This window comes from Aquisalibacillus elongatus, assembly GCF_003843875.1.
Lineage (GTDB): Bacteria > Bacillota > Bacilli > Bacillales > Alkalibacillaceae > Aquisalibacillus > Aquisalibacillus elongatus.
Genome location: NZ_RKRF01000013.1, coordinates 123,587 through 139,792, shown reverse-complemented (window position 1 = coordinate 139,792; position 16,206 = coordinate 123,587). Strand labels below are relative to the sequence as shown.

Below are 16,206 nucleotides of genomic sequence, written 5' to 3'. Positions count from 1 at the left end.
AATGATGCATCTCTAAAAGAATTATTATCAGAACTGTTTATTTTAGAAAATTTTGAAGTGGTGCCAAAAGACATAGTTGGCGGAAAATTTCACTTCCAATCAGTTATTTTGAGAAACAAATAGAGAACTTTGTGAAAATGCGTACTTAAATTAACGGGGGCATTAGTTGAAGAAGAACTGATCCACTTCAACAGACACAGCATTGTTATAGAGAGTGAATGATCGCATTGGAATTTATTAAGAAGGAGCTATAAATGATTAGAAAAGCTGTTGGTGCAATCGTTTTTCAAGGAAACAAATTTTTAATTGTACATAAAACTAAGATCAATACAAACAAAGGTAAACAAATTATTGAGGGTGAATGGGATTTTATAAAGGGTGGCATAGAAAAAGATGACATGGATTTATCAGAAACACTATTGCGCGAATTAGAAGAAGAAACAGGTTCAAAAGAATATAAAGTTGTAAAAGAATTTGATGAAAAAATATGCTTTGAATTTCCAGATGAAATTAAACCTAAAGTTGGATATGACAAACAGGAAACAACAATATTTCTCGTAGAATTTCTTGGTGATATCAACGCACTAAATCCAAATGATAATGAAATAAGTGACTTAAAATTTATAGAAAAAGACAAGGTGGCAGAAATACTCACTCACCATGATACGAAAGAGTTTTTTCTTAGTAACATTTAATAGTTTAGAAGTTGTAATAAGGAAAAATTGAAATAAGACACAATAACAATTGTTCAACTATCTGGGGGCAAGAGTTGAAGAAGTTTTTAATATCAATACCATAATTTTGTCGAAAATTTACGTGGGTGATTATGGGTTTGTTACTGTATATCATGATTTATTAAAACGAAACTATTAATGCATAAATGCTTAGTTACTTTTAGAGTAAATCTTAATGTTAATTTTACGAATGATGTAAGGCAGTCAATCAAGGAGTGTAATAATGAAAGAAATAAATGCTTCAAACAACTTAGATATGTACGACAATCCATCATCTTATGATGATGAATATGAATCTTATCAAGCTGAAATTCCACTATTATTAAAATGGGCTTCAGTAACTAAAGGTACTATAATTGATTTGGCCTGTGGTACTGGTCGGGCAACTATACCTTTAGCTAATGAAGGATATAAGCTAATGGGTATAGATATTCATCAAGGTATGCTTGATAGAGCTAAAGAAAAAGCTTCTAGAAAAAATTTGAAGATTGAATGGATACAACAAGATTGTACTCAATTAAACCTTAAAACAAAAGCTAGTTTGATCTATACAGTCGGTAACTCCTTTCAACATTTTCTCACAAACGAAAACCAGGATGCTTTATTGTCATCTGTAAGAAACCACCTTACAGATGGTGGTATATTTATTTTTGGTACAAGATTTCCTAACTCTGAAGAGTTATTATCATCACCTGAAGAGGAATATGTTAGAACTTATAAAGACAATACCTCTCAATTAACTGTTGACGAGTATCATATTAGTAAATACGATGCCTTAACCCAGATACAACATAACTCTACAATTAAAAAAAATAAAGATTCTGAAGGAGAAATCGTTCAAGAAACTACTTCTAACATTTCATTGAGATATGTTTATCCAAAAGAAATGGAGAGACTTTTACATATACATGGTTTACAAATTCTCCACTTATACAAGGGTTGGAACGAAACGCCTATTACAAATGAAAGTAATGAAATGATTTATATTTGTAGAAAGATAAATGACTAATTAAATAAGGTAGAATATTATGTTTCAGCGAATAATAGAAATAATTCTTGCACTTGTATTAGCAATATTTTTATTATTGAACATTAATTCTACAGTCAACTAGGCAGTTTTGTGAAAGAATATATGTATAATTCTGAGACATAAATTAATTCTAATAAAAAAGGGGTGACTTTATGTCAAGGAATATTCAATTACTTGTAAATATTTTGATGGTTATAATTCCGTGGTTATCAGTACCATTTATGGGGATACGTAACCTGAAAAAGTTTCTTCCTGCTTCGCTTCTCGTTTTTTTGATGGGAATTATTGATGTGCAAATTGGTAAAAAGCGTAGATGGTGGACGTTCTATAATAAACCCAGTTCTTATTTCCTTAATGAATTTCCTTTTCATATAGGTCCTTTTCTAGTAGGTTCAATGTGGGTACTGAAATGGGGGTACGGAAGTATACCTAGATTTATACTTCTAAATGTTATTACGAATGCTATCTTTGCAGGTCCCCTTACCTCATTAACTAAGAATGTAAAATTGTTTAGAACAGTCTGGTTAAGTCGTATTCAGTTTTTCTTTTATTTCTTTTACAAGTCTTTCTTCTTATACTTATTTCAAAGACTCTTTAATGCAAAAAAAGATACTGTGAGTGAAAATAATGAATAATAACTTCACTAACGCGGGCACTAGCGGAACAAGGCGTTCATCAAGTTGAACGTCTTTATTGTCTTGTGAAATTTCTGAGTATTATGTTAATATATATCCACTATATTTTTAGATAGTAAATACTGATCTTAAGCAAATATTTTAAATTTGCTTCTTATGCTAACGTGGGCAATAGTCTAACAAGGCGTTCATCCTTTGGTGGTCTATTTTTATTTAACTAATAAATTTTCTGAAAAATATACTAATATTAATTCAGAAAGTTTCACATGCTCCTATATTGTACAGGGTGTTTATTGTTTAGCTTTAAATTTTTAATAAAATATTTATCAATTCTATCAAATATTAAATCTTTAAAATAAGGAGATAAAACTATGGCAGAAAACAAATTACTAAGAATGGATAATGTCGGCATCGTTGTAGAATCTCTGGATGACGCAATCTCTTTCTTTGAGGAGATTGGCTTGAACCTCGAAGGACGAGCCACTGTCGAAGGTGAATGGGCTGGTCGAGTAACTGGATTGGGTTCTCAGTCCGTAGAGATTGCTATGATGGTTACCCCAGATGGACACAGCCGACTAGAACTTTCGAAATTTCTCAGCCCAGCAACTATATCAGATCATCGGAGTGCACCTGTAAACGCCCTTGGTTATCAACGCCTCATGTTCACTGTTGAAGACATTGACGAAATGGTATCTAGACTCAATAAGTATGGTGCCCAGCTCGTTGGCGAAGTGGTTCAATACGAGGATTCGTATCGGCTCTGCTATATTCGAGGAATAGAAGGTCTTCTAATTGGTTTGGCGGAACAACTCGGTAACAAATAATTTAAAACCTTCACTAATGCTTTAGAAGTAAAGCTGAAGCTATAATTTTGTTAGAGGGCTAGGGATAAGAAGGTGAAAAGGAAGTGTTTTTATTAAAGCAGTTATTTTTGATTTTGATGGAACTTTAGCGGACACATTACCAAATTGTTTTGTTGCGTTTCAAACTGTTTTTAAAAAATTTGATGATAAAGATCTTACTGTAGATGAGATCAAAGAAATGTTTGGACCTTCTGAAACAGGAATTATTAGAGAAAATCTTTTGAATGATAAAAAAGAAGAGGCTATCGAATTATATTATGAGGAGTACTTGGAAAATCATAATAGGCTAGTAGAATCGAACAATGAAATTATTGAAATGATAAGGTTTTTAAAAGAAAAACGAATTAAAGTGGGGATTGTAACGGGTAAAGCAAGAAGAAGTTTAGATATTTCATTAAAAGCGCTTCAAATGGATGGGCTTTTTGAAGCTATAATAACGGGAGATGATGTTGTTCACCCTAAACCCCATCCAGAAGGAGTTCTTAAGGCTTTATCTTTTTTGGAAGTAGAAAGTGATAAATCTATATTTGTTGGAGATAGTGATGCAGATATTGAAGCTGGCTTACACGCAAATGTACTTACAGCAGGAGTAAACTGGTTATCTAATGGTCAAACAGTTGAATTTTCAATCTCACCAGACTATATGTTTGGTCATGTAAATGATTTGATAACTTACATAGAAAAAGGTGTCCAAAGTGAATTATAAATGGTTAGAGTGGGCGAAGAAGATTCAATTCTTATCACAATCGGGGGTTATCGTTTTCAAACGATTTGTATGATATTGAAAGATATGAAGAACTTCGAAAATAATAAACGATCAATATTTGACTAGTATTAACCGTATTTATGAATTAGTTCTTTAAATAAAATACAGCTTATGATAATTCGATTGGGCAAGTTTTACAACAAGATTTCACAAAGTGAGCTGAAAATAAATGTTTTTTTATATTTTATTTGGTATTGGTATTATAGCGTTCATTCCAGTTTATTTAGCAGAAGATATAAACAGTTTTATTTTAATCATGGCGTCTGGTACAATTTCAGGTTTTTCATTAGTTTCTTTTAGTATTTTTGTTAATAAAGATTGGAAAGGTTTCCGAGGGAAAAATGGACTGCCTATGAGAATTATTTTTGGCGGTATAGGTGTATTTGTACTTATAATGACTCATTTCTTTTGGGTGGATTTCCCTAATTATATAACTAATGATTATCTGACTCTTGAGGGAGTTCCTTCTGAGGTTGAATATTTCCCAGACTCAGGAAAAACTGGTGACTCATTTTTTGTTACGGTTGAAGGTGTTAGACTTCCTTTAACTCCCGTACCTAATATTTCAGAAGAAGAAGCAGAAGATCGTTACTTCGTCATAAAATATTTTCCATATTCTCAGTGGATTGTTGAATATAAAATGGAATAATTAAAAGTTGAACAAGGCGACTAGCATATTAGTCGTCTTTTTTTCTACTAAATTATTGGAATATTATGTTAACATTAAATTATTATCTTCTTAAGTTAACGGGTAGAAGAATTAAAAGAAGGGGAGGCACAATGAGAAAATTATATTCTATACTCTTAGTTGTTAGCTTCTTCTTATTTATAATGCTCATAAGCGTTACAGCTACTGCTACAAGTTGGGAAGAATTAAAGCCGCAAGAGGTTGTAGATAGAGCTGAAGTGATTGTTGCTGGTAAGTATGACTTTACCAGTAAGCCAGATGTGATACTGAACACAGTGTAGATGAAACTTCGGATATGTTTTTCACTATTTTTAGATTGCTTACTATATTTTTATTAAGTGTCACTTTTGCAGAAACAATATATCAGCATCCCATGTACTATTTTGTACTCGGTGTATTTGCCATTTATAGTTTTTTATCTATTTTCTATCCTTATGCTGTAAGGTTTAAATCGAAATATCATTCTAATTATAGAAATACTCTTTGAATAATGTAGGACACAAATTTTTTCAATCGGATTGCTTCACACTTAGTACGGTAATCGTAACTAGAATGAGCACCATTCCAATAAGCTGAATGAAGGTCAAATGATCTCCGAGAATCATGACACCAAATAATGAAGCTGTCACCGGCTCTACCATAGCAACCATTGAAGCAGTTGACGGGGAAGTTCGCCGAATACCAATTAAATAAATGATAAACGATAATCCAGATCCCACAGTCCCTAAAAGAATAAACCAACCTATATCATTTGAAACCAATACAGTAGCAGCCTCTGCTTTGTCAGAAACAAGAAAAAGAATGATACAAAATGTTATAGTGGCTATGATTAAAGATGGCTGTGGCTTTCCTTTTGAAGACGCATTTTTAAATCCGAATATGAATAAAGCATAGGAAACACCAGCTGCAATCCCTGTAGCTACTCCTATAAAACTAACTGAAATCGATTCAGTGTTATAGGCACCTGTAAGCAGGGTGATCCCCATAAGAACACCTGCTATGCAGCCCCATTTAAACCAAGAGGAGCGCTCTATTCGAAATAAAAAGGAAATTAATAGGACAATTACTGGTGCTGTGTACATTAAGGTGGCTGCTACAGCTACGCTTGAGGCTTGAATACTTAAAAAATAAAACGTGAAGTTTCCGGCGACACCAATACCCGCCAATATGGACCACAAGTATAAGTGAGGAGAATGGGTCCAATTTTGTCTAAAACGAAAGAGAAACCACGCTAAGAAAAATAAAAACCCTACAGCTCCTCTGTAAAGTGAAATGACAATAGGATCCCAGCCTTTATCCATTAAGATATCTGCAATCCCACCAGTAATGCCCCAAAATATGGCAGCTAGCATAACTAAGCCTACACCTGTGTATTTCATTAAGTGCCTCCTGAGAATTTTTGGTCAAACTTAGATTCAAGTAATTATCATTATGCTTCTCATCAAACATATGTATTTCAAAAAGGTTTTACTACAATTCCATTTGTTATTCGTATTTAAACCTATTTTTATAGATTTTTTATAATGTGTACTTTTATAAATAGAAAATTCTTCATCTCAGCATATTTTACTTTTCCCTTTGTTTACATAAATATTTTGAAGGTTATAAGGTTTAGTACGTTGAAGTGAACATTTAGTATAGATACAAGTAATCTAAAAAACAGGAGGTATGGAATGGCACCTTTATACGATCAAATCGGCTTATCATATGACACTACGAGAAAAGCGGACCCTGAAATTACGAGGCGTTTACGTTACCATTTACAGGTAACCGACCAAAGTCAGGTTCTCGATATCGCCTGTGGAACTGGCAATTATACTGTTGCACTTGAACATACTGGTTTAAATATGTTCGGAGTTGATCAATCGAAAGAAATGATTAAGCATGCACAAGAAAAGTCAACTACAATACATTGGGAGTTGGGAGATGTAAGCAAGCTACCTTTTAATAATAAAGTTTTTAATGGCGTTGCATGTACACTAGCCATTCACCATTTTGATAATTTATTAGTTCCATTTCAGGAGGTATATAGAGTACTGGATTGTGGTCGATTTGTGATTTTTACGTCGTCTCATGAACAAATGAAATACTATTGGCTCAACGAATACTTTCCAGATGCAATTGCAGAATCTGCTCAACAAATGCCAAATATTAAAGATGTCACTGAAACTTTAGGAACAGCTGGATTTAATATAATCGGTAATGAGACATTCTTAATTCAACCAGACTTAGAAGACTTTTTCCTTTATAGTGGCAAGTATGACCCTAATATGTATCTTAATGAAAAAGTACGTTCTGGGATCTCTACCTTTGCGAATTTAGCTTCCGAGGAAGAGGTAGAAATCGGAATTGAAAAGTTGAGAAAAGATATAGAATCTAAAAGAATTGAAGAGGTTTTAACTAAATACACTAGTCAATTAGGTGACTATACATTTGTGGTTGCTGAGAAGAGGTAATTATACTTTACTTGAACAATAAATAATTCTGACGTTTAACGACCTTGCACCCTAGAGCAAGGTCGTCTCTTTTTGTTGATGAAAAGAAGTCTTTGGAATCTAAAATAACTTCCGCTTTGTTAATCTACTCATGACAAACCCTTCTTAAATAGCTTCTAATTTCATTTTCAATCACATCAGAGTCGTATAAATCCCTAAAAATTACGGACTCAAACACTAATCCATGAATGAATATAATCAGTGAGTTAGCATTCTCTTTAATACTTGTAGAATTTTTAAGGTGCCCTTCTTGATAAAGGGTATCTAACACATCTTTGGCGAAATTCAGGTCTACTTCACGTGATTTGTTCTTAGGTTCCTGATATTCGGGATTCATGGTTGCCATGATTGAAAATTTCATCCATATGTCATTTTCCATTCTTTCTTCTTCTGTATTAGCTGAAACAATTTGCTTGATCATACGGACTGCGTTCTCAAATCCTCCCTGGTAGTCCTGTACAACTTGTTGCATTCTCTCCTCAAACCTTTGATAGACCACATCTATTGCGAACATATAAATATCTTTTTGCTTTGGAAAGAAGTGTTGAACAGAACCTAAAGATAGGCCTGCCTCTTTTGCAATCTCGCGTAGTGTCGCCTTTTCGAAACCAGAGTGATGGATAATACGAAACATCGCTTCTACAATCTGGTCTTTTCTTTCGGCGTGATCTATTATTTTTGGCATAATGTGAACTCCTTTATTTTTTAGGTCAGTTGTATTATAATTTATTTAAGTCGATTGACTTAACAAAAAAGGAGGCGGTAAGCTATGGAAAACATTTTTCTTCAGTACTTATTTATATTTTTCGTGAGTATGGTACCTTTTTTTGAAACATTTTTAACGGTACCTACAGCTATTATTGTTTTTGATATTCCGCCTCTTGCTGCATTAACTGTAGCTATTATAGGTAATGCCATTAGTGTCATCTTATTTATATTTTTTGGTACAGAAATTAATAAATTTTTTAACTTCTTATTTAAACGTTTTCGTAAAGGAAATCCAGCTCCCGTTGAAATGAGCCCACGCATTAAGAGAAGTTTAGACCGTTATGGAGCCACGGGAATCTGTTTCATGTCATCTCTTTTATTTAGTAGCCAAATGGGTGCTTGTGCCATAACAAGTCTAGGATCTTCTAAGCACCAGGTCTTTATTTGGACCAGTTTGGGTGTGAGTACGCTAGCGATTGTAATGGCAACCTTATCCATAATGGCAGAAGGCTTAGTGACTTCATTAGTGAATTTGTAGTAAATTATAAAAGAAAAAAATTGTTAAAACAACTTTATACTAGAATCTGTAGGAGTTTCCGATTTGAAGGATTTAAACGCAATAATAACGAATAGTCTATATATAACCGAAAACATGCGTGTAAAATCCGAAAACCTGCTGATATTTTTCGAAAACCTTCTTGTAAACTTAAAAAACTTGCTTGTAAATTTAAAAAACCTTCTTGTAAACTGAAGAAACATGCGTGTAAAGTTCTAGACTAAGACCTAGTGTATTGAATTTATAGGAGATTGTTTAGTATAGACAATCGATAGGGGGAAATATACTTGAGTATTCAATTCGAAGTAACCAGAACCTTAGAAGTTCCAAAAGAAAAAGCTTATAAAAGTTTACTCGACCTCGATTCGGCAGAGAATTGGATGCAAGGATTTGTCGGGATCGAACGATTAGACGACGGACCATTGCAAGTAGGAAGCGAGTGGAGGGAGACGAGGAAAATGTTTGGAAAAGAAGCTTCCGAACATTTTGAAGTGGTCGAACTCAATGAGCCAGAAAAAATCATCCTTCGCTGCGATGGAACTAAAGGAACAACCGGTAAAGGTGAATTCTTGTTTACATACACTATTGATTCGACCGAAGATCATTCCCTCGTGACTTTAGATGGTGAGATCAGAGGTCTTACAGGTCTATCTAAATTATTCGGAAAAATGATGGCAGGAAGTTTTAAAAAGGCCTGTGCTAAAGATCTAGATGCGTTGAAAAGTTATTTAGAGAATAAATCATAGACAAAATATTAGGAGCGTCAATTCATGTACATAAGAAAAACAACAATTTTTATAGTCATAATAGTTGGAGTCGTTATAACGATGGTTTGGTACCTTGTGCAAAACGCACAGGAATATGATGATAGTGGGGAACCAAATGGTAATCAGGAAGCTGTAACTTTTGTAGATAATTTTTATAATTCAAGTAATGAGGTTGAGAATATTAAAGTCGAAGATCGAGTTCATGCAGCCAGTGAGTATGGTAATTTAATGATTTATAAATTATTCGCTGTTAACAACAATAATGAGACCATAAATATTGTAACGGTAGAGCATGAGGATACTGACAACTTTATCTATTTACGTCGGGATGATCATGAACCATCAAACGTGTTAAACATTGATAATTATGAAGAACTGGAACGTTTTTTTAATATAAGTAATATAGAGGTTTTTGATGATTAAAATTACTGTTAAAGACGATCAAATCTTGGTCGTCTTTTATTTATTAGTTAAATTTTTGGAATATTATGCTAACATAAGTGTAAACAATTTTTGCTGTGAGTCAGTTGAAGTGAGTGGAATGAAATTTATAAAAGGGGCTAATTAAATGAACAGATTAAACATAGTTACTCTTGGAACGAAGGATATAGTTAAATCACATAATTTCTTCAAACAACTAGGTTTTAAAACGTCAGTTATGGGAGAGGAATCCAACCCAGATATTATCTTCTTTAAAAATGAAGGAACTAGAATTGCACTCTATCCATTGGAAGAATTAGCTTTAGATATCAACAATGAAATTCCACCTCAGATTGGGACGGGTTTTCCGGGAATAACTCTAGCATATAATGCAAAGTCAAATGAAGAAGTCGATGAAGTAATGAAAATAGCCGAACAAGCTGGAGCTAAAATTCAAAAAGAGTCCCAAAAAACTGATTGGGGAGGTTATGGCGGTTATTTTACTGATTTAGACGGTTACTATTGGGAAATTGCATATGGAGATATTTGGGAGTTTGATGAAAGTAATATGCTAGTCATAGAGGATGAATAAATATATTTTCAAAGTCTAGTTGACGTTAATATGTATATTAAATCTTAAGGAGTGAATTAATTGGTACCACAGAGAGTAAGCTTAGTTACCATTGGGTGTTTTGAGTTACCACTGCTACGTAAATTTTATAACGACTTAGGTTGGGAAGAAACGGATCATGGTTACACCGATTATGCCGTTTTTAAAACAGCAGGTGTATTATTATCACTTTATTCTGTTGAAGAATTAGCCAAGGACTCTGGTTTAGAAGTTCCCAGCTTTAAAAATGAATTTAAAGGTGTCACGTTCTCTATTAACGTTGATAATAGAGAACAAGTAGATACAACTATAGAGCAAGTCAGAAAAGTTGGTGGGAAAATTTTGAGCGAAGCTAGTGATGCTTTTTGGGGTGGGCGTTCAGGTGCTTTTGCTGATCCTGAGAATAATATATGGGAAGTCGCCTATAATCCTGATTCTACGTTTGATGAAAGAGGAGCCATGTTAACTATTTAAAGGTTTAATCTGAAATGGCTAACACTAATTGTAAGGAATTAGATATGGAGAGAAAAATGAATTTTGAAGTAAAAATCAACCTAACAATTAATAATCATGAAGTTCCTGAGTTAAGAGAATGTGTGGGATGGGAAAGACGTGATGCAGATTATCCGGCTTTATTTGAACGATGTAACTTTTGGGCTGGTGTAAGAGATGTCAATGGTAGACTTGTAGCTTTTGGGTATGTTTGCGGTATGGGATTGCAGCATGGGTATTTGGAAGACATCATGGTCCATCCAGATTATCAGGGAATGGGGATTGGTGTTAAGTTAGTAAAAACATTATTGAATGAAGCGGATCACTTTGGCTTAGAAATAGTCACTGTCACTTTAGATGAGCAACATGCTCAGTTTTATCAAAATTGTGGTTTTAAACTAGGTAGGGGAGGGACCTACCGAACCAAATAAATGAGGGATGAATATGAAAAAAGCTCTTCTTGTCATAGATGTTCAAAATGGTATGTTTCAGCAGGGAAATGTCGTACATAACGGTAGTCGATTACTGCAGAACATAAGTAGTTTAATTGATAGAGCCCGAAACACAAAGACGCCTGTTTTCTACATACAGCATAATACACCAGCTGGTAAGCCTTTAGAACATGGCACAACAGGTTGGGAGATACATCCAGATGTCGCTCCAAACAATCAGGATACCATTATTCAAAAAAAGACGCCAGATTCATTTTTAAATACGTCTTTAAATGAATTACTGAAGAAACAAGGAATCGAACATCTAGTAATAACAGGAATTCAAAGTGAAGTATGTGTTGATACGACGTGTAGGAGAGCGTTTAGTTTAGGGTATAAAGTCACTTTGTCCTCTGATGGCCATAGTACGTTTGATACAAAAAACATTACAGCTAATCAGATCATTAATCACCATAATGGTGTATTACGATGGTTTGCAGAAGTTTGTCCAAGTAAGGAAATTGTTTTTAATTGAGGGTGTTTATATGTCAATCAAAGGTCTAAATCACTTTTTATTTTCAGTGTCTGATTTAGAGCGTTCAATTGAATTTTATCAAAATGTATTTGATGCCAAATTATTAGTTAAAGGTCGAAACACTGCTTATTTTGATTTGAATGGAATGTGGCTTGCACTCAATGTAGAAAAAGATATACCACGTAATGAAATTAATGAATCTTATACACACATAGCATTCTCTATTGAAGAGAATGAGTTTGACGTAATGTATGATAAATTAAATAGTTTAGGTGTAAATATCTTATCGAGAAGGCCAAGGGACGAAAAAGATAAAAAGTCTATTTATTTTACAGACCCCGATGGTCACAAATTTGAATTTCATACGGGGACATTGCAAGATCGGTTAGATTACTACAAACAAGAGAAACCGCAAATGAAGTTTTTTGATACTTAGGAGTCTATCAAGAGGTTGTTTTTATTGTAATATTAAAGAAGAACGGAGTACATTTATTGAATAAAACACTTTTGCATTTAGAAGGCGCAGCTGCTTTATTGTTAACTATCTATATTTATTATTACTTCAATTTTAACTGGGTATGGTTTTTTGCTTTGTTATTGGCACCGGATTTATCCATGTTAGGTTATCTAATCAGTCAACGTATGGGTACCATACTCTATAATTTAGTTCATACATATATTTTATCGGTTTCTATTATTATTTGTGGTTTATTATTTTCAAGCGAGATCATGTTAGCGCTTGGATTAATATGGTCAGCTCACATAGGTATGGACAGAATGGTTGGTTACGGCCTGAAATATCCTACAAGTTTTAAACATACGCATTTAAATCGAGTGTAATCTATCAGTACATCCTAATAATTATCGTTAGAGGTTTATCCAATCAAACCGTTGAATGAGATGAAAATTAAATATTCCCTAGAATAATTGCCTTGTAGCACAGGACTTATTTAAGTTACTGTGCTACTTTTAATTTTTACAATTTTTGAATTATTTTTAGGAATATTATGTTAAAATTTGATTTGGGTATATTTTAAAGAAATGTTTGGAGGACAATTCGTGGATTTAAACGTGCTATGGAATAACGATGAACAATATGGTTGCGAATTTCTTCAGATAAGAAGTCATCATGATCAAATGTTAGCTGAAAGTGAAGTTATCTATTTAGATAAGGAAGATGCTCATCATGCAAGTTATAAAGTTGAATTAGATGCACATTGGCGTACTCGAAAGGTGAGTGTCGTTGTCGATCATACTTCGAGCATCACTTTGCATTCTGATGGAGAAGGAAATTGGATTGATGCAAATGGAGGTGTAATGGAGGAGCTAACAGGGGCAATTGATATCGATATATCAGCTACTCCATTTTCTAACTCTTTACCTATTAATAGATTGAATTGGAACATAAATCAACTAGAAGATTTCTATATGGTTTACATATCCGTGCCGTCTTTGGAAATAAAGAAAGTACCACAATCTTATCAATACGTGCGTAGTGAAGGTGAATATAGATATTTTAAATATCGTTGTTATGATTACGAGACGATCATTTGTGTCGATTCAAATGGTCTAGTAGTTGATTATCCTGATACTTTTAGTAGAAGGTTATAAAATAAGGTGAAATTCTCGTTATACTAAGGAGGATTTAATGAAGAAACTTCTTTTTATAAGTATTTGCGGATTTTTGTTAATAGGATGCAATGAAGAGAACATACAAACTCCCGAAGAAAATTGGGATGAGAGTGCAACATTCGTCAGAGAAGCTATTGTGACTGAAGATGGTAGAGAGGGCGAAATTGTTTTCCGTATAGGTGATAATGGCAAACTTGGTTTTTACGAATACGGGCCATTTATTGCAAGTGAAAAACAGAAGTATATGTGGCATTTTTGGGGAGATGACGATACGTTAACAAAACCTTTCAGGGTAATTGGAATAAGTGAGGAGACAGGTAAGGAGCTAACAGTAATACCAACTGGAAGTAGTATGCCTAATACTTCGCCTCACCATGGCGCAGACCACCATATTCCTTCATCTATAAAGTTACCTAACTCAGGTTTATGGAAGTTAGAAGCTTATTTTGGTGACGAGTTGTTTGGAAGTGTTGTGGTGAATGTTGAAGATAAGTAAGAGGAATGATAGAACTATGTATAAACGAAAACTAATCGGTTTTCTGATAACTGGGATACTCACATCGGTGATACTGACATGTTTGGAGAATGGTCTTGGAACCATTCAAACATTTGGACTTTCTTTACTCTTCTCATCACTATTAATTTTATGCCTCGGAGTCCCATCTTCCTTGCTATCTGACTTCTTCACGCGAATCTGCTATGGGAAACTAAGAATGACTATGGCTTTGTTTATACATTTAGGGTTTGGGTTACTATTTGGCTATATAATTTTTACAGAACATTTGATTTTAATAACTGTGGTTGCAGCCTTTATATTTTGGCTGACTGATGAGATTGTCAGATTTAAGTGGAAACATAAAATTGAAAATATGGTTCCAATTCATTATGAAATGTAAATAAATACAATTAGTTTATATGGAGGATTTCTATGAAGCAGATAATAAGCATATTTCTAGTATTTACTATACTTATACTAAGTGGATGTACTGATGAATCAACAGAAGAACAACAAAATGAGTTGAAAGAACTTAAGGGCAAAATTGCTGAACTAGAGAATACGGTAGACGAACAGCAAAAAATAATTAATCATGATGATCGTGAGTTTTCTTATTTAGAAGGATTAACTGAAGCGGAATCTGAAGCATACCAACGCTTTGTAGAAGATAAAGGAACTCAACATTTATCAGACATGTCTCCAGAAAAAATCGTACTAGTATACTTACATTCAGTCGTAAAAGGCGACGTCGAAGCCATTTATTCATTAACATATGACGATGGAACACTTTCTGATCTGGTAACTTTTAGACAGGATTATTATAACGGTGGCCTACATAAAAAAGAGATAGAGACAACACTTGATTTCAGATATTATGATTCAATAAAAGTAAGAGACGAGAATAAAACTGAAAACCAAGTTGCAGTCGAAATGAGTGTGGACTTTGGTCTTTATCATCACAGTGTTATTTATGGTCTAAAAAAGGAAAATGAAATTTGGAAAATGGAACTTAACCAATTGTAGAGTTATTTTAAGGAGAAATAATTTTAGTTGGATTATTCGAAGGAGAGGGTTTTATGAATCACGAAATGGGATTATACGATACACCTTTTAATTCGATTAAGTCTTGCCGAAAAACAGTCGAAGTCAGATTGAACGATGAAAAAAGAAGAAAATTAAGTGTTGGTGATACGATTACTTTTACTAGAGTGCCAGAGTATGATGAAACACTATCAGTCGAAGTGGTGGCGTTAAGGGAATATCCAACGTTCAAAGAGATGTACGAGAGCATTCCTGCTAGTGATTTTGATACTGTAGGTGAATCAATCGATGTAATGGTTGAGCAGACTTATCAGATTTATTCGCCAGACCAAGAGAGGCAATGGGGGACATTGGCTATTACGGTACAATTAATTGATTAATCTTTTGAATTGGTGGTGAATGGTTTGAGACAAGTGGTTCCACCAAAGTGGATAGATTATGTTAGTCAGTCTTCCTTATTGGAACAATCTGCATACTGGGAAACTTTGCGCGAATGGTCCTTATCTAATGTGCAACGGGTTACATTAGATTCTGGCACAACGGTTATTGCAAAAATGGGCCACGAGTCCATGGCAGGTGAACTGGATGTCTATCAATCTTTGTTAGAGCCGCTACAATTGCCGCGTCCTGATTTACTAGAGGTTTATGATAATGAGACTAGTAACATATTAATTATGGCTGACCTTGGAAGGTATACAGTTGAGATGGATCCACAACAGATTCATTTCGTGAATGCAGCGAAGAAGTTAGCGGAGATTCGAGATAAATCTGTGGAACATCTTGATTCGCTTAGTCCATCCGTTTATAAAAAATATTTAAAATCCCAAGAAAGTGTTTTACAAGAACTGAAGTCAATCAAAGATTGTCACACGTTATTTTCCCCTGAAGAACTAGATATTTTAAACACCTGTTTAGACAAACTTCCTCAACTTCTTGATGATTTATACCGTAATTTTTCTATTACCATTACACATAACGATTACAACACCAAGAATCTCATGATAACCAATCAATCTATTATTCCGATTGATTGGTCAAATGCTTACTTAAGCCCACATTTAGGGGATTTATATTGCTTATTAGAAGAAGCTGAGAGGTTTGATGTTGATCAGTCAGCTGTGATAGAAGCATACAGTGAGGAAGTAGAAAAAGATTGTGTTGAATGGGAAATTCAAGTGGGTGGTATTTGTTGGCTAATACATGGCCTTTGTTGGGTGTGCGAAGAAGGAATACATAAAGTTCCAGCAAGTCGTTCGTGGATTCCTGATATGATATTATCTATAAATGATTGCCTGAAGAAGATTTGA

25 protein-coding genes are annotated in these 16,206 nt (G+C 34.0%); 23 read left to right on the top strand and 2 right to left on the bottom strand.

Translation table 11 applies throughout. From position 1 onward, the window contains the following. Window positions 1-254 precede the first annotated feature (254 nt). From EDC24_RS13895 to EDC24_RS13860, 7 genes are all read left to right on the top strand, one after another. Window positions 255-695, top strand: a complete 441-nt coding sequence (locus EDC24_RS13895; protein WP_124223629.1) for an NUDIX domain-containing protein — start codon at window positions 255-257, stop codon at window positions 693-695. Between the two features lie 262 nt (window positions 696-957). After that, window positions 958-1,743 (top strand): class I SAM-dependent methyltransferase, encoded by a 786-nt coding sequence (locus tag EDC24_RS13890; RefSeq protein ID WP_124223628.1) that lies wholly within the window; start codon window positions 958-960, stop codon window positions 1,741-1,743. Between the two features lie 173 nt (window positions 1,744-1,916). Beyond that, on the top strand, window positions 1,917-2,399 hold the full coding sequence (locus EDC24_RS13885) for a hypothetical protein (protein WP_124223626.1): 483 nt from the start codon (window positions 1,917-1,919) through the stop codon (window positions 2,397-2,399). A gap of 371 nt (window positions 2,400-2,770) precedes the next feature. Continuing rightward, on the top strand, window positions 2,771-3,223 hold the full coding sequence (locus EDC24_RS13880; protein ID WP_124223625.1) for a VOC family protein: 453 nt from the start codon (window positions 2,771-2,773) through the stop codon (window positions 3,221-3,223). Window positions 3,224-3,314: 91 nt separating this feature from the next. Beyond that, window positions 3,315-3,968, top strand: coding sequence for an HAD family hydrolase (locus EDC24_RS13875; RefSeq protein ID WP_124223623.1), 654 nt, complete (start codon window positions 3,315-3,317; stop codon window positions 3,966-3,968). A 229-nt stretch (window positions 3,969-4,197) separates the two neighbouring features. Next, window positions 4,198-4,677, top strand: coding sequence for a hypothetical protein (locus tag EDC24_RS13865; protein ID WP_124223621.1), 480 nt, complete (start codon window positions 4,198-4,200; stop codon window positions 4,675-4,677). A gap of 131 nt (window positions 4,678-4,808) precedes the next feature. Continuing rightward, on the top strand, window positions 4,809-4,997 hold the full coding sequence (locus tag EDC24_RS13860) for a hypothetical protein (protein WP_124223620.1): 189 nt from the start codon (window positions 4,809-4,811) through the stop codon (window positions 4,995-4,997). Between the two features lie 228 nt (window positions 4,998-5,225). Here EDC24_RS13860 and EDC24_RS13855 read toward each other — a convergent pair whose 3' ends face one another. Further along, the gene (locus tag EDC24_RS13855) at window positions 5,226-6,095 is read right to left on the bottom strand and encodes a DMT family transporter (protein ID WP_124223618.1); all 870 of its coding nucleotides are present in this window, start codon (window positions 6,093-6,095) and stop codon (window positions 5,226-5,228) included. Window positions 6,096-6,389: 294 nt separating this feature from the next. On the opposite strand from EDC24_RS13855, the gene EDC24_RS13850 reads away from it, so the two are divergent. After that, the gene (locus EDC24_RS13850; protein ID WP_124223617.1) at window positions 6,390-7,172 is read left to right on the top strand and encodes a class I SAM-dependent methyltransferase; all 783 of its coding nucleotides are present in this window, start codon (window positions 6,390-6,392) and stop codon (window positions 7,170-7,172) included. 124 nt (window positions 7,173-7,296) lie between these two features. Here EDC24_RS13850 and EDC24_RS13845 read toward each other — a convergent pair whose 3' ends face one another. Continuing rightward, window positions 7,297-7,896, bottom strand: a complete 600-nt coding sequence (locus tag EDC24_RS13845) for a TetR/AcrR family transcriptional regulator (protein WP_124223615.1) — start codon at window positions 7,894-7,896, stop codon at window positions 7,297-7,299. A gap of 84 nt (window positions 7,897-7,980) precedes the next feature. Here EDC24_RS13845 and EDC24_RS13840 point away from each other — a divergent pair, with 84 nt between their 5' ends. From EDC24_RS13840 to EDC24_RS13770, 15 genes are all read left to right on the top strand, one after another. Beyond that, the gene (locus EDC24_RS13840) at window positions 7,981-8,457 is read left to right on the top strand and encodes a small multi-drug export protein (protein WP_124223614.1); all 477 of its coding nucleotides are present in this window, start codon (window positions 7,981-7,983) and stop codon (window positions 8,455-8,457) included. Window positions 8,458-8,762: 305 nt separating this feature from the next. Beyond that, the gene (locus EDC24_RS13835) at window positions 8,763-9,221 is read left to right on the top strand and encodes an SRPBCC family protein (protein ID WP_124223612.1); all 459 of its coding nucleotides are present in this window, start codon (window positions 8,763-8,765) and stop codon (window positions 9,219-9,221) included. Window positions 9,222-9,302: 81 nt separating this feature from the next. Then, complete coding sequence (locus EDC24_RS13830; protein WP_124223611.1) at window positions 9,303-9,665, top strand: hypothetical protein; 363 nt, start codon at window positions 9,303-9,305, stop codon at window positions 9,663-9,665. A 145-nt stretch (window positions 9,666-9,810) separates the two neighbouring features. Beyond that, window positions 9,811-10,254 carry a VOC family protein gene (locus EDC24_RS13825; RefSeq protein ID WP_124223609.1) on the top strand — a complete coding sequence of 148 codons (444 nt, stop codon included), beginning with the start codon at window positions 9,811-9,813 and terminating at the stop codon, window positions 10,252-10,254. A gap of 60 nt (window positions 10,255-10,314) precedes the next feature. Beyond that, window positions 10,315-10,746, top strand: coding sequence for a VOC family protein (locus EDC24_RS13820; protein ID WP_124223607.1), 432 nt, complete (start codon window positions 10,315-10,317; stop codon window positions 10,744-10,746). 14 nt (window positions 10,747-10,760) lie between these two features. Further along, window positions 10,761-11,195 (top strand): GNAT family N-acetyltransferase, encoded by a 435-nt coding sequence (locus EDC24_RS13815; RefSeq protein WP_342769377.1) that lies wholly within the window; start codon window positions 10,761-10,763, stop codon window positions 11,193-11,195. Between the two features lie 13 nt (window positions 11,196-11,208). Further along, window positions 11,209-11,730, top strand: coding sequence for a cysteine hydrolase family protein (locus EDC24_RS13810; RefSeq protein WP_124223605.1), 522 nt, complete (start codon window positions 11,209-11,211; stop codon window positions 11,728-11,730). 10 nt (window positions 11,731-11,740) lie between these two features. Continuing rightward, on the top strand, window positions 11,741-12,166 hold the full coding sequence (fosM, locus tag EDC24_RS13805) for a FosM family fosfomycin resistance protein (RefSeq protein WP_124223604.1): 426 nt from the start codon (window positions 11,741-11,743) through the stop codon (window positions 12,164-12,166). 56 nt (window positions 12,167-12,222) lie between these two features. Further along, window positions 12,223-12,570: a DUF4260 domain-containing protein gene (locus tag EDC24_RS13800; RefSeq protein WP_124223602.1), complete on the top strand. Its 348-nt coding sequence runs from the start codon at window positions 12,223-12,225 to the stop codon at window positions 12,568-12,570. A gap of 219 nt (window positions 12,571-12,789) precedes the next feature. Next, complete coding sequence (locus EDC24_RS13795) at window positions 12,790-13,341, top strand: putative glycolipid-binding domain-containing protein (protein WP_170158602.1); 552 nt, start codon at window positions 12,790-12,792, stop codon at window positions 13,339-13,341. A 37-nt stretch (window positions 13,342-13,378) separates the two neighbouring features. After that, window positions 13,379-13,858: a hypothetical protein gene (locus EDC24_RS13790; protein ID WP_124223598.1), complete on the top strand. Its 480-nt coding sequence runs from the start codon at window positions 13,379-13,381 to the stop codon at window positions 13,856-13,858. 223 nt (window positions 13,859-14,081) lie between these two features. Beyond that, window positions 14,082-14,258: a hypothetical protein gene (locus tag EDC24_RS13785; protein ID WP_170158601.1), complete on the top strand. Its 177-nt coding sequence runs from the start codon at window positions 14,082-14,084 to the stop codon at window positions 14,256-14,258. A gap of 32 nt (window positions 14,259-14,290) precedes the next feature. Further along, window positions 14,291-14,881, top strand: coding sequence for an EexN family lipoprotein (locus EDC24_RS13780; RefSeq protein ID WP_124223595.1), 591 nt, complete (start codon window positions 14,291-14,293; stop codon window positions 14,879-14,881). A gap of 53 nt (window positions 14,882-14,934) precedes the next feature. After that, entirely contained in the window at window positions 14,935-15,279 is a 345-nt protein-coding gene (locus EDC24_RS13775; RefSeq protein ID WP_124223594.1) for an ASCH domain-containing protein, read from the top strand. Window positions 15,280-15,312: 33 nt separating this feature from the next. Then, window positions 15,313-16,206 carry a phosphotransferase gene (locus EDC24_RS13770; protein ID WP_245998193.1) on the top strand — a complete coding sequence of 298 codons (894 nt, stop codon included), beginning with the start codon at window positions 15,313-15,315 and terminating at the stop codon, window positions 16,204-16,206.

Bases quoted from the DNA above. Each gene is read 5' to 3' on its own strand.
- EDC24_RS13825 (WP_124223609.1), top strand. From the start codon at position 9,811: ATGAACAGATTAAACATAGTTACTCTTGGAACGAAGGATATAGTTAAA.
- EDC24_RS13855 (WP_124223618.1), bottom strand. From the start codon at position 6,095: ATGAAATACACAGGTGTAGGCTTAGTTATGCTAGCTGCCATATTTTGG.
- EDC24_RS13895 (WP_124223629.1), top strand. From the start codon at position 255: ATGATTAGAAAAGCTGTTGGTGCAATCGTTTTTCAAGGAAACAAATTT.
- EDC24_RS13860 (WP_124223620.1), top strand. From the start codon at position 4,809: ATGAGAAAATTATATTCTATACTCTTAGTTGTTAGCTTCTTCTTATTT.
- EDC24_RS13885 (WP_124223626.1), top strand. From the start codon at position 1,917: ATGTCAAGGAATATTCAATTACTTGTAAATATTTTGATGGTTATAATT.
- fosM (WP_124223604.1), top strand. From the start codon at position 11,741: ATGTCAATCAAAGGTCTAAATCACTTTTTATTTTCAGTGTCTGATTTA.
- EDC24_RS13810 (WP_124223605.1), top strand. From the start codon at position 11,209: ATGAAAAAAGCTCTTCTTGTCATAGATGTTCAAAATGGTATGTTTCAG.
- EDC24_RS13775 (WP_124223594.1), top strand. From the start codon at position 14,935: ATGAATCACGAAATGGGATTATACGATACACCTTTTAATTCGATTAAG.
- EDC24_RS13780 (WP_124223595.1), top strand. From the start codon at position 14,291: ATGAAGCAGATAATAAGCATATTTCTAGTATTTACTATACTTATACTA.
- EDC24_RS13790 (WP_124223598.1), top strand. From the start codon at position 13,379: ATGAAGAAACTTCTTTTTATAAGTATTTGCGGATTTTTGTTAATAGGA.
- EDC24_RS13850 (WP_124223617.1), top strand. From the start codon at position 6,390: ATGGCACCTTTATACGATCAAATCGGCTTATCATATGACACTACGAGA.
- EDC24_RS13865 (WP_124223621.1), top strand. From the start codon at position 4,198: ATGTTTTTTTATATTTTATTTGGTATTGGTATTATAGCGTTCATTCCA.
- EDC24_RS13815 (WP_342769377.1), top strand. From the start codon at position 10,761: ATGGCTAACACTAATTGTAAGGAATTAGATATGGAGAGAAAAATGAAT.
- EDC24_RS13785 (WP_170158601.1), top strand. From the start codon at position 14,082: ATGGCTTTGTTTATACATTTAGGGTTTGGGTTACTATTTGGCTATATA.
- EDC24_RS13880 (WP_124223625.1), top strand. From the start codon at position 2,771: ATGGCAGAAAACAAATTACTAAGAATGGATAATGTCGGCATCGTTGTA.
- EDC24_RS13845 (WP_124223615.1), bottom strand. From the start codon at position 7,896: ATGCCAAAAATAATAGATCACGCCGAAAGAAAAGACCAGATTGTAGAA.
- EDC24_RS13830 (WP_124223611.1), top strand. From the start codon at position 9,303: ATGGTTTGGTACCTTGTGCAAAACGCACAGGAATATGATGATAGTGGG.
- EDC24_RS13840 (WP_124223614.1), top strand. From the start codon at position 7,981: ATGGAAAACATTTTTCTTCAGTACTTATTTATATTTTTCGTGAGTATG.
- EDC24_RS13890 (WP_124223628.1), top strand. From the start codon at position 958: ATGAAAGAAATAAATGCTTCAAACAACTTAGATATGTACGACAATCCA.